The sequence below is a fragment of the Citrobacter sp. T1.2D-1 genome (assembly GCF_950098555.1).
Taxonomy (GTDB): domain Bacteria; phylum Pseudomonadota; class Gammaproteobacteria; order Enterobacterales; family Enterobacteriaceae; genus Citrobacter_A; species Citrobacter_A telavivensis.
Window position 1 is genome coordinate 313391 of sequence record NZ_CATNHH010000001.1, and the last position, 12869, is coordinate 326259.

At 55.4% G+C, this 12869-nt stretch carries 9 protein-coding genes; 7 read left to right on the forward strand and 2 right to left on the reverse strand.

Annotated elements, in window-relative coordinates:
- Nucleotides 1-3 precede the first annotated feature (3 nt).
- Genes dpaL through arcC form a run of 4 tightly spaced genes read left to right on the forward strand, consistent with a single transcriptional unit; the run spans nucleotide 4 to nucleotide 4871 of the window.
- On the forward strand, nucleotides 4-1200 hold the full coding sequence (dpaL, locus tag QQZ17_RS01500; protein WP_152402188.1) for a diaminopropionate ammonia-lyase: 1197 nt from the start codon (nucleotides 4-6) through the stop codon (nucleotides 1198-1200).
- 58 nt (nucleotides 1201-1258) lie between these two features.
- Nucleotides 1259-2470, forward strand: a complete 1212-nt coding sequence (locus tag QQZ17_RS01505; protein WP_152402185.1) for a YgeY family selenium metabolism-linked hydrolase — start codon at nucleotides 1259-1261, stop codon at nucleotides 2468-2470.
- Nucleotides 2471-2518: 48 nt separating this feature from the next.
- Entirely contained in the window at nucleotides 2519-3925 is a 1407-nt protein-coding gene (gene hydA, locus QQZ17_RS01510; RefSeq protein ID WP_152402183.1) for a dihydropyrimidinase, read from the forward strand.
- A 13-nt stretch (nucleotides 3926-3938) separates the two neighbouring features.
- A complete protein-coding gene (gene arcC, locus QQZ17_RS01515) occupies nucleotides 3939-4871 on the forward strand; it encodes a carbamate kinase (protein WP_152402180.1) in 933 nt (310 codons plus the stop codon).
- Between the two features lie 103 nt (nucleotides 4872-4974).
- Here the strand turns inward: arcC and yqeB are convergent, their stop codons facing one another.
- Together yqeB and yqeC are read right to left on the reverse strand one after the other, a co-directional pair.
- Nucleotides 4975-6600: a selenium-dependent molybdenum cofactor biosynthesis protein YqeB gene (yqeB, locus tag QQZ17_RS01520; RefSeq protein WP_152402178.1), complete on the reverse strand. Its 1626-nt coding sequence runs from the start codon at nucleotides 6598-6600 to the stop codon at nucleotides 4975-4977.
- A gap of 48 nt (nucleotides 6601-6648) precedes the next feature.
- The gene (gene yqeC, locus QQZ17_RS01525; protein WP_152402173.1) at nucleotides 6649-7416 is read right to left on the reverse strand and encodes a selenium cofactor biosynthesis protein YqeC; all 768 of its coding nucleotides are present in this window, start codon (nucleotides 7414-7416) and stop codon (nucleotides 6649-6651) included.
- Between the two features lie 48 nt (nucleotides 7417-7464).
- Here yqeC and mocA point away from each other — a divergent pair, with 48 nt between their 5' ends.
- The 3 genes from mocA (at nucleotide 7465) to ssnA (ending at nucleotide 12845) form a co-directional block, all read left to right on the forward strand.
- Nucleotides 7465-8037: a molybdenum cofactor cytidylyltransferase gene (gene mocA / locus QQZ17_RS01530; RefSeq protein ID WP_152402171.1), complete on the forward strand. Its 573-nt coding sequence runs from the start codon at nucleotides 7465-7467 to the stop codon at nucleotides 8035-8037.
- A 378-nt stretch (nucleotides 8038-8415) separates the two neighbouring features.
- Nucleotides 8416-11514: a putative selenate reductase subunit YgfK gene (gene ygfK, locus QQZ17_RS01535; RefSeq protein WP_152402170.1), complete on the forward strand. Its 3099-nt coding sequence runs from the start codon at nucleotides 8416-8418 to the stop codon at nucleotides 11512-11514.
- A 2-nt stretch (nucleotides 11515-11516) separates the two neighbouring features.
- Nucleotides 11517-12845 (forward strand): putative aminohydrolase SsnA, encoded by a 1329-nt coding sequence (gene ssnA / locus QQZ17_RS01540; protein WP_152402167.1) that lies wholly within the window; start codon nucleotides 11517-11519, stop codon nucleotides 12843-12845.
- The last annotated feature ends 24 nt before the right edge of the window (nucleotides 12846-12869 follow it).

A 12869-nucleotide genomic window follows, 5' to 3' on the forward strand; every position in this document is an offset into this window, starting at 1 on the left:
GATATGTCCGTTTTCTCATTGAAGATCGATATTGCCGATAACCGCTTTTATAACGGTGAAACGTCGCCCCTTTTTTCGCAAAAACAGGCCAAAGTCGCTCGCCAGTTCCATCAAAAGATCGCCGGCTACCACCCAACGCCGCTCTGTGCGCTGGATGACCTTGCCTGCCTGTTCGGCGTGAAGAAAATTCTCGTCAAAGATGAATCAAAACGCTTTGGACTCAACGCATTCAAGATGCTCGGCGGGGCCTGGGCCATCGCCTGCCTGCTGTGTGAGAAATATCATCTTGATATTGAGACGCTCTCTTTCGAACAGCTCAAAAACGCCATCGGCGAAAAAATGACGTTTGCCACCACCACCGACGGTAACCACGGTCGCGGTATCGCGTGGGCGGCACAACAGCTTGGACAACATGCGGTGATTTACATGCCGAAAGGCTCTGCGCAAGAGCGCGTGGACGCCATTCTCAACCTCGGCGCGGAGTGCATCGTCACCGACATGAACTATGACGATACCGTTCGTCTGACGATGCAGCATGCCCAACAAAACGGCTGGGAAGTGGTGCAGGATACCGCCTGGGAAGGCTACACCAAAATTCCCACCTGGATTATGCAGGGATACGCCACGCTGGCCGATGAAGCCGTTGAGCAAATGCGCGCCCTGGGCGTCACGCCAACCCACGTGCTGTTACAGGCCGGCGTTGGCGCCATGGCGGGCGGCGTATTGGGCTATCTGGTGGACGTCTATGGCCCACAAAATCTGCACAGCATCATCGTCGAACCGGACAAAGCGGACTGCATTTATCGTTCTGGCGTGAAAGGCGACATCGTCAACGTCGGTGGGGATATGGCAACCATCATGGCCGGTCTGGCCTGTGGCGAACCTAACCCGCTTGGCTGGGAAATTCTGCGCAACTGCGCCACACAGTTTATCTCCTGTCAGGACAGCGTTGCCGCGCTGGGCATGCGCGTACTGGGCAATCCCTTTGGCCACGACCCACGCGTGATCTCCGGAGAGTCCGGAGCCGTAGGGCTAGGCGTTCTGGCAGCCGTCCATCATCACCCACAGCGTCAGGCCTTAATGGACAAACTGGCGTTAGATAAAGACGCCGTTGTGCTGGTCATCAGTACCGAAGGCGATACCGATGTGAAGCACTACCGCGAAGTGGTCTGGGAAGGCAAACATCCGGTCGCACTGTAATCACCCCTATTGGACAACGCTCCCCAGGAGATTCGGGAGCGAACACTGGAGAAAAGTCATGGCGAAGCACATTCCCTTTAAACTGATTCTTGAAAAAGCAAACGACTACAAAGAGGACATGACGCGTTTCCTGCGCGACATGGTTGCCATTCCCAGCGAGAGTTGCGATGAAAAACGTGTCATCCATCGTATCAAGCAGGAAATGGAGAAAGTCGGTTTTGATAAAGTCGAGATCGACCCGATGGGCAACATTCTGGGGTACATCGGCCATGGTCCGCGCCTGGTTGCGATGGACGCGCATATCGATACGGTCGGTATTGGCAACATCAAGAACTGGAATTTCGATCCCTACGAAGGGATGGAGACCGACGAACTGATCGGCGGACGCGGCACGTCTGACCAGGAAGGCGGCATGGCGTCAATGGTTTACGCCGGGAAGATCATTAAAGATCTCGGTCTGGAAGATGAGTACACGCTGCTGGTCACCGGTACGGTACAGGAAGAGGACTGCGACGGCCTGTGCTGGCAGTACATCATCGAGCAATCCGGTATCCGCCCGGAATTCGTCGTCAGCACCGAACCAACCGACTGCCAGGTCTATCGTGGGCAGCGCGGACGCATGGAGATACGCATTGATGTACAGGGAGTCAGTTGCCACGGTTCCGCCCCGGAGCGCGGCGATAACGCCATTTTCAAAATGGGCCCCATCCTCAACGAGCTACAGGAATTGTCACAGAATCTGGCCTGGGACGACTTCCTCGGTAAAGGAACCTTAACCGTTTCCGAAATCTTCTTCACGTCACCCAGTCGTTGCGCCGTGGCGGACAGTTGCGCCGTCTCCATCGACCGTCGTCTGACCTGGGGCGAAACCTGGGAAGGTGCGCTGGAAGAGATTCGCGCCCTGCCGGCAGTGAAAGCGGCCAATGCAGTGGTCTCGATGTACAACTATGACCGCCCCTCCTGGACCGGGCTGGTTTACCCCACCGAATGCTACTTCCCGACCTGGAAGGTGGAAGAAGATCACTTCACCGTCAAAGCGCTGGTCAGTGCCTATGAAGGACTGTTCGGCAAAGCGCCGGTGGTCGACAAGTGGACCTTCTCCACCAACGGCGTATCGATTATGGGACGTCACGGTATTCCGGTGATCGGCTTTGGTCCGGGTAAAGAACCCGAAGCCCACGCGCCAAACGAAAAAACCTGGAAATCACATCTGGTGACCTGCGCCGCGATGTACGCAGCCATTCCACTGTCCTGGCTGGCAACGAAATAACAATCCATCTACCTCCCCCGGTTTACCGGGGGATTTCTGGAGTGTGCTATGCGCGTATTGATTAAAAATGGCATCGTCGTTAACGCCGACGGACAGGCAAAACAGGACTTACTGATTGAGAACGGCATTGTTCGCCAACTGGACGCGGAGATCGCGCCGCCTCCCTCTTGTGACGTCATTGACGCAGCGGGATGTTACGTATTTCCCGGCGGCGTGGATGTGCATACACATTTCAATATCGACACAGGCCTCGCCCGTAGCTGTGATGATTTTTTTACCGGCACCCGCGCGGCGGCGTGTGGCGGTACAACAACCATTATCGATCATATGGGATTTGGTCCGAGAGGCTGCCGCTTGCGCCATCAACTGGAGGTCTACCAGGAATATGCCGCGCATAAAGCGGCGATCGACTACAGTTTCCACGGCGTCATTCAGCACGTTAATCACGCCATCCTCGATGAGATCCCGATGATGGTGGAAGACGGCATCAGCAGCTTCAAGCTCTATCTGACCTACCAGTACAAACTCAACGATGATGAAACCTTGCAGGCGCTGCGCCATTTGCACAAGTCCGGCGCGCTGACCACCGTCCACCCGGAAAACGATGCCGCTATCGCCAGTAAACGGGCCGAATTCATTGCCGCTGGCTTAACCTCGCCGCGCTATCACGCCCTGAGCAGACCGCTGGAATGTGAAGCCGAGGCCATCGCCCGGATGATCAACCTTGCACAGCTTGCAGGGAACGCGCCGTTGTATATCGTTCACCTGTCCAACGGTCTGGGACTGGACTATTTACGTCTGGCGAAAGCGAATCATCAGTCCGTGTGGATAGAGACCTGCCCACAATATCTGCTGCTGGATGAACGCCGTTATGACGCGGAAGATGGCCTGAACTTCATTCTCAGCCCACCGTTACGCAATGTTCGTGAGCAGGACAAGCTCTGGTGCGGCATCAGTGACGGAGCCATCGACGTGGTGGCAACCGATCACTGTACCTTCTCAATGGCCCAACGCCTGCAGATCTCAGGCGGTGATTTTAGCCGCTGTCCGAATGGTTTGCCCGGCGTGGAAAACCGCCTGCAACTGCTCTTTTCTGAAGGCGTTATGAGCGGACGAATTACCCCTGAACGTTTTGTCGCGCTGACCAGTGCGATGCCCGCCAGACTGTTCGGCCTGTGGCCGCAAAAGGGTCGGCTGGCACCTGGCGCTGATGGCGATGTGGTGATTATCGATCCCCGTCAGAGTCAGGAAATCCATCATGCCCGCCTGCACGATAACGCTGACTATTCGCCCTGGGAGGGTTTCCGCTGTCAGGGAACGATTGTCAGAACGCTGTCGCGTGGCGAAACGATCTTCGGCGACGGCATCTTTACAGGGAAAGCAGGTCGGGGCCGCTTCTTACGACGTAAACCGTTTACCCCGCCCGGCGTTTGTGAAACAGACAACTGTGTATGATAAGTGAGGAAAAATGAGGAAGAAAATAGTTCTCGCGCTGGGTGGTAACGCGCTGGGTGAGGATCTGGCCGGACAGATGCAGGCCGTCAAAATTACGGCGCAGGCCATTGTGGATCTGATTGCGCAGGGCCATGAAGTTATCGTGACCCACGGTAATGGGCCGCAGGTAGGTATGATCAACCAGGCATTTGAAGCGGCGGCAAAAACAGAAGCGCACTCTCCCATGCTGCCGATGTCCGTCTGCGTGGCATTAAGCCAGGGCTACATCGGCTACGATCTGCAAAACGCGCTGCGTGAAGAATTACTCTCACGTGGGATGCACAAACCTGTCGCCACGCTGGTGACGCAGGTAGAGGTCGACGCCAACGATCCGGCGTTCCTGAATCCCACCAAACCCATCGGTTCGTTCTTCACGCAGCAGGAAGCGGAACAGCTGGAGAAACAAGGCTATACGCTCAAAGAAGATGCGGGTCGCGGTTATCGTCGCGTCGTTGCTTCTCCTAAGCCGGTGGACATCATCGAGAAAGAGACCGTCAACGCGCTGGTTGAGGCCGGACAGGTGGTTATTACCGTGGGCGGAGGCGGAATTCCGGTGATTCGAGAGGGTAATCATCTGCGTGGTGCCAGCGCGGTGATCGATAAGGACTGGGCCAGTGCCCGCCTGGCAGAGATGATTGATGCGGATATGCTCATCATCCTGACGGCTGTCGAAAAAGTCGCGATTAACTTTGGCAAAGAAAATGAACAATGGCTGGATCGTCTGTCGTTGAGCGACGCGGAGCGTTTTATCCGCGAGGGGCATTTTGCCAAAGGTTCTATGCTACCGAAAGTCGAGGCCGCGGCGTCGTTTGCCCGCTCCCGTCCCGGCCGGGAAGCCCTGATTACGGTGCTGAGTAAAGCGAAAGAAGGGATTGAAGGAAAAACCGGAACCGTAATCTGTCAGTAATCTAATGCGTTTATCCAGCGCGTTTGCCGGGGGGCTTCGCTTGCCCGGCCTACCGTTTACTCCCCGTAGGCTGGATAAACGCAGCGCCATCCGGCAACGCGTTTTACGCCACTTCAAGCACCTCATTCGTTGACTTCACGCCCTGATGCATCAGCATCATTAGCGCTTCCAGCACACCGCCGCCTATCGCTCTCGCCTTGTCGGAGACGCTGGTAAAATCAGCCGTCACGCCGCGTGGATCGATATCGCCGATCTTAAAGCCGCCCACCACCGCCAGTCCGTCGCTTAACAGGCCGCGCACCATACCCGACAGTGGCGCTTTGATTTCGTTTTCTCCAATCCAGGCAATCACGTCGCCTTCTTCCACCAGATCGCCTAATTTCACTCTGGCACGCATGATGCCTGCGGCAGGCGCACGGATCACCCGTCGTGCGGTATGCCCCATGATATTGCCAGGAATACCGGTATTTTCCTGCGCGCAACCGGCGTAAATCACCTGTCCCAGCCAGTGTCCGCGATTCGTTTCAATCACCGCATGGCAGTCTTCACCGGCAGTAAACCCTGGCCCCAACGCAATGGTGACGGGCGCCATCTCTTTGCGCATGCCCAGATTCTGTTTTGCCAGGATAGCATCGACCACGCAGACGGGTTTCAGTGCGTCAATCAGCGAACCGGCGGGATCAACCAGAATGGGAATGAAGCCGCGTTCGGCTAACGCCGCCGCCTCTGCTGACGAGGTGGCCAACCGGGCCGTCACGCCCTCTACAATCATTTCGCCATCAAAGACCGCCTGTGCAAACGCGACGCTGCGGCGAATGACGGTCGGTTTCTCCACTTCCAGCATGATCACTTTGAAACCGGCATGAAACAGACGCAGCGCCACGCCGCTGGCAATATCGCCCGCGCCGCGAATCACCACGCGCTGATGACCGGATGGATGTGCGGCTCGCATCATCAGTCCGCCTGGGGCATTGTTTTTAACCTGTAGGATCTCCGCCAGCACGCTAACCGCAATTTCCTGCGGCGTTTCCGCACCAATGTTGTAACCAACAGGCGCATGCAGACGCGCAATGTGCTCTTCACCGACGCCCTTTTCCCGCAACTGACGCAGGAACAACTGCACTTTTCGACGACTCGCCAGCAAACCCAACCACGCGACGGGCTGCTCGATCAATTTGTCCAGCGCTTCCCGATCCTGATTATTCGTCGCGATAAGCACAAAGTTGTCTGGACGAATCTCCAGCGCATCCACCGCCGCGGAAAAAGAATCGGCATGTAACAACTGTACCGAAGGGGGGAAAGCGTCCGGATTGACACTCTCGCGATAAACATCCGCCACGGCAATATCAAACCCTAGCAGTGCCGCACTCTGCGCAATCGCCCGGTTCACATGCCCACCGCCAATTAGCACCAGTCGCGGACGCAAGCCGTGCACGCTAATAAAGACCGACATCGCGCCGCCGCAGTCCGAGCCAACGGCATCGGCACCGTTGCGGGCCATCCGGCCATGGAACATGCGCGGCTTTCTCTCCTGCAACGCCAGCAGCGCCTCCTCGATAACCTTGCGCTCCACCATGCCCCCGCCAATAGTCCCGACGATAGATCCATCCTGATGCACCAGCATCTGTGCCGAATGGCGGGGGGTGGAACCCCGGCTGTCGACAATCTGCGCCAGCGCAAAGGGGCGGTTTTGCTCTTCAAGTTTTGCAGCCTCTGTGAAAATATTCATACGAACCTCAATGGATATCCTTTCAGTAACCCGGTGTTCCCGGCGTCGCTATCTCACAAATCTGCGCGCGATTGCAGGTGTTTCCTGTGCATTTCCCAGCCAGATAGCCTCCACATCACCGTCTAACAACGGCTGGATGAGCTCACTTTCATCAATAGCATTCTCAGATTGAGAAAAACGATTGAGAAACCAGACTCGTCGACTGGCAGGCGGTGCATTTTTGAATGCCCCCTGTGGATGCTGAACCAGTCGGATAAGCGCCTTCAGCGGTAAGGGGGATCCCTCCGTCAGACCAGTAATCCCGGCGAACTGCGGCCAGCGATGCACCTGCTCTCCCCCCACGCTTTTCCCCATAAGGTGTCCACCCATAACGGCAATCACGCAGCAACTGCTTTCAGGTATGCAAGGTTCGTGCTCATCTGGCGCTTTGAGCGGCATTCCGCGGGCACCGTCTGCCTCGACGAGAACCACGTCACATTCCGCCCGCCGGGCTAGCGCATCTATGGCGTCTGGCGAGAAGCCACACGCTTTTCCTGATGCCGCTTTCCATGACTGAAAGCAGGTTATGATGGGTTGCATTAAGGTGTGATATGGCAACCCGGCGGGCTCCCGACAGAAAAGGGTCGGCCAGGGTTGGTCAGACAGAAACATATGCGTCGTGGTGGTGATAAATACCCGTCGACCTGATAATTGAAAGAGGCGAGCGAGCCAGAAAAGGGTACTGGTTTTCCCACCGGCACCGACAACCGAAATAACCGTAGGCCGTTTCTGTGCACCCAAATCAAAGAATAAAGAAGCATGACCCGATATACTCATAAGCCTCTCTGAAGTGACGCAACGTCTAATAGACATTATGGAGTCGCTATGCCTGCGGTCGACTGTATAATTACTGCTGCTGGGTTATCATCCAGAATGGGAAAATGGAAAATGATGTTACCCTGGCATGGGGGAACAATTCTTGATGCAAGTATCAAAAACGCGCTGCAATTTTGCAACAGGGTGATATTAGTTTCCGGTCATCGCGCAACTGAGATACATAATCGCTATGCTAATCAGCCGAATATTATTATTACGTACAATCCAGATTATGCTCAGGGCTTATTTACATCAATTAAGGTCGGCGCCGCCGCCGTGCGCAGTGAATATTGCTTCATTACGCACGGTGACATGCCAGAACTGAACCGCGATATCTTTCGTAAAATCTGGGCATTACGCAATGATAGCGCCCTTATCCCCTGCTATCAGGGCCAGCCAGGGCATCCTATTTTACTCTCTAAAAAATGCCTGTTGCAGGCCATATCACAGCCGAATGTCAACAGCATGCGTCAGGCATTGCTGCGCGGGAAACATAATATCGCTGAAATGAACGATCCCCGGATCACTCTGGATATCGATACTCCAGAGGATTTTATCAATGCGCAGAACCGACACAAATAAATAGAGAGCCAGTAGTTAAACGATTGCGTTCAAATATTCTCCCGCCTCATTTCCCACTTATCATAATGATAAGAGGCCACCATTTTTGAGAAAATAGAATGCGGCAATGAAATTGCCTTATCGCAATAACTCCCCGGCTGATTTTCATTCTCATTTAGCGTTTGTGAGATATTTCACAAAGCGGACTTAAGATTAGAACCGCTTCACAAAATTATATTTTTATAGCGCTGTTTTGTCAGAGTGGTGCGAATGTTGCTCTATCTCTCCAAACCGCTGGCCTTATTAGTCCCGGTCAACCAATGACATCTATGAACACGCGCTCCTTCCCGTTGCCTTGCAACTCCCTGAAGGAGGTCGAGTAAAGCTAAGGAGAGGGTTATGGGGGATATAATGCGTCCGATTCCATTTGAGGAACTTTTGACGCGCCTATTTGATGAATATCAGCAGCAGCGCTCGATCTTTGGTATTCCTGAGCAGCAGTTCTATTCACCGGAAAAAAGCAAATCGGTAAGCGTCTTCGGTGAAACCTGTGCCACCCCCGTCGGCCCCGCCGCCGGCCCGCACACTCAACTCGCCCAAAATATCATCACCGCCTGGCTGACAGGCGGCCGGTTCATCGAACTCAAAACCGTCCAGATTCTCGATCGGCTGGAGCTGGAAAAACCCTGTATTGATGCGGAGGATGAGTGCTTCAATACCGAATGGTCAACTGAATTTACCCTGCTGAAAGCGTGGGATGAGTATCTTAAAGCCTGGTTCGCACTGCATTTGCTGGAACAACTGCTGCAACCTTCCGGTGCTGGTAAGTCGTTCATTTTTAATATGAGTGTCGGCTATAACCTTGACGGCATCAAGCAACCGCCCATGCAGCAGTTCATCGACAACATGATGGACGCGTCGGCGCATCCTAAGTTCGCGCAGTATCGCGACACGCTGCAGCACTGGCTGCACGATGAGACGTTCCTGGCTCGCCACGGGCTGAACGAACATCGACAGCGTCTACAGGCGCTGCCAGCACGCATTCCCGCAAAACTGGTGCAGGGCGTCACGCTGTCCACGATGCACGGTTGTCCACCGCACGAAATAGAAGCCATCTGCCGCTACATGCTGGAAGAGAAAGGCCTGAATACCTTTGTGAAGCTGAATCCGACGCTGCTGGGTTACCCACGCGCACATGAAATTCTGGACCGCTGCGGCTTTGGTTATATCGGCTTAAAAGAGGAGTCGTTCGAGCACGATCTCAAACTCACCCAGGCGCTGGAAATGTTGCAACGGTTGATGACGCTGGCAAAAGAAAAATCACTGGGTTTCGGCGTCAAACTCACCAATACGCTGGGCACCATTAATAACAAAGGCGCGCTTCCCGGTGAAGAGATGTATATGTCCGGCCGGGCGCTGTTTCCCCTCTCGATCAACGTAGCAGCCGTGCTTTCCCGGGCCTTTGACGGCAAATTACCCATCTCCTATTCCGGCGGCGCCAGCCAGTTGACCATCCGCGATATCTTCGACACCGGAATCCGCCCGATCACGATGGCGACCGACCTGTTAAAACCAGGCGGTTATCTGCGTCTTAGCGCCTGTATGCGTGAGCTGGAATCCTCGGATACGTGGGGAATGGAACATGTCGATGTCGATCGCCTGAATCGGCTGGCGGAAGAGGCCGTTACGATGGCCTACACCCAGAAACACTGGAAGCCTGAAGAGCGCATTGACGTGGCCGACGGCTTACCGTTGACCGACTGCTACGTGGCCCCCTGTATTACAGCCTGCGCCATCAAACAGGATATTCCGGAGTATATTCGCCTGCTTGGCGAGCAGCGTTATGCCGACGCGCTGGAGCTGATTTATCAGCGAAACGCCCTCCCCGCGATCACCGGCCATATCTGCGATCATCAATGCCAGTACAACTGTACCCGTCTGGACTACGACAGTGCGCTTAACATTCGTGAACTGAAAAAAGTGGCGCTGGAAAAAGGCTGGGAAGAGTACAAACGGCGCTGGCATAAACCTGCAGGCTCGGGTTCACGTCATCCTGTTGCGGTCATCGGCGCGGGTCCGGCCGGGCTTGCGGCCGGTTATTTCCTTGCCCGGGCAGGACATCCGGTGACGCTATTCGAGCGCGAAGCCAATGCGGGTGGCGTGGTGAAAAATATTATTCCCCAGTTCCGTATTCCGGCAGAGCTCATTCAGCACGATATCGATTTTGTCGCCGAACACGGCGTGAAGTTCGAATATGGCTGTACACCGGATCTGACCGTTCAGGGCTTGAAAGATCGGGGTTTCCACTATGTCCTGATCGCAACCGGTACGGATAAAAACAGCGGCGTGAAGCTCAACGGCGACAACCCCAACATCTGGAAATCACTTCCTTTCCTGCGTGAATACAACCAGGGAACGGCGTTGACGCTCGGTAAACATGTGGCGATCGTCGGCGCGGGCAACACGGCGATGGACTGCGCCCGTGCGGCACTGCGCGTGCCGGGCGTGGAAAACGTCACGGTGGTCTACCGTCGTTCGCTACAGGAGATGCCCGCCTGGCGTGAAGAGTATGAAGAAGCCCTGCACGACGGAGTTGAATTCCGTTTCCTCAACAATCCGGAACGCTTTGATGCGGATGGTACGCTCACCCTGCGCGTCATGACGCTCGGGGAACCGGATGAGAAAGGGCGTCGCCGTCCGGTGGAAACCGACGAAACGCTGACCCTGCACATCGATAGCCTGATTACCGCCATCGGTGAACAGCAGGATAGCGACGCGCTGAGCGCAATGGGCGTACCGCTGGATAGCAAAGGTTGGCCTGCGGTGAACAACAATGGCGAAACCCGTCTCTCCAACGTGTTCATGATTGGCGATGTCCAGCGCGGCCCGTTATCCATTGTTGCCGCCATCGGCTCTGCGCGACGGGCCACAGATACAATTCTCTGGCGGGAAAATATCCGCTCCCACCACGGCGATAAGCGCTGGGGTAACGTCAGTCCCGCTGAAATCTATCAGCGTAAAGGTGAGATAGCGGTCGCGAAGGTCGATAAAGACGACCGTGACGCCTTTGTCGCCCAGGAAGCGGCCCGTTGCCTTGAATGTAACTATATCTGCAGCAAATGCGTGGACGTCTGTCCGAACCGCGCCAATGTGTCGATTCCCGTTCCTGGCTTCCAGAACCGCTTCCAGACGCTGCACCTGGACGCTTACTGCAACGAATGCGGTAACTGCGCCCAATTCTGCCCATGGCAGGGCAAACCGTATAAAGACAAAGTCACGCTCTTTAGCCTGGCCGAGGATTTCGACAACAGCAGCAACCCCGGTTTCCTGGTGGAAGACGGTCGGGTCAGGGTCCGGTTGAATGACCAACGCTGGACATTGAACATCCGCAGTGATGGGCAGTTCGCCAGCATCCCGCCGGAGCTGGATGACATGTGCCGCATCATCAGCTATGTCCACCAGCATCACCATTACCTGTTAGGCCGCGTGGAGGTGTAATCATGTTGATTCTAAAAAATGTCACCGCCGTACAACTTCATCCGGCCAGCGTGCGCGAAGGCGTGGATATTGCAATAGATAAAGACGCCATCGTCGAAGTGGGCAATGCGCTGACGCAGCGCTACCCGCAGGCGCAATGGAAAGAGATGCACGGGCGAATCGTGATGCCGGGTCTGGTCTGCGCGCATAACCACTTTTACTCCGGTTTATCGCGTGGGATCCAGGCCAATATTGCCCCCAGCCCGGACTTTATCTCAACGTTGAAGAACCTGTGGTGGCGTCTGGACCGGGCTCTGGACGAAGAGTCGCTCTACTACAGCGGGCTGATTTGCTCGATGGAAGCGATTAAGAGCGGATGCTCTGCAGTTATCGATCACCACGCTTCGCCGGGCTACATACAGGGGTCGCTCTCTACGCTGCGTTCAGCATTTATAAAGGTGGGCCTGCGGGCAATGACCTGCTTTGAAACCACCGACCGTAACGAGGGAATCAACGAGTTGCAGGCCGGCGTTGAAGAGAATATCCGCTTCGCCCGTCAGATAGACCACGCGCGGGAGACCGGTAACGAGCCGTATCTGGTGGAAGCGCACATTGGCGCGCACGCCCCGTTTACCGTATCCGACGCCGGTCTGAAGATGTTGCGCGAGGCCATCAACGCCACCGGGCGCGGCCTGCACATTCATGCGGCGGAAGACAGCTACGATGTCTCCCACAGTCATCACCTGTACGGTAAAGACCTGCTGGTAAGGCTCGCGGAATACGGACTTATCGACAGTAAAACGTTGGTGGCACACGGACTGTACCTGTCTGCGGAAGATATCGCGTTGCTGAATCAGCAGGATGCCTTCCTGGTACACAATGCCCGCTCCAACATGAATAACCATGTGGGTTACAACCCCCACCTTACCCACATTCGCAATCTGGCGCTGGGGACGGACGGCATCGGCTCCGACATGCTTGAAGAGATGAAATTTGCCTTCTTCAAACATCGTGACGCGGGCGGTCCTCTGTGGCCTGACAGCTTTGCGAAAGCGCTGGCGAACGGCAACGAACTGTTGCACCGCAACTTCGGGGAAAACTTTGGTCAACTGCAAGCCGGTTATAAAGCCGATTTAACCTTCCTCGACTATTCGTCGCCGACGCCGCTGATCGCTGAAAACGTTGCCGGGCATATCGCTTTCGGCCTCGGTTCAGGCAGCGTGCACAGCGTGATGGTGAATGGTGTGATGGTGTATGAAGACCGTCAGTTCACTTTCGATACCGATTCCATTTATGCGCAGGCCCGAAAAGCCGCCGCCAGCATGTGGCGGCGAATGGATGCGCTGGCATAGCCCATACCCTCTCCTGAACGGGAG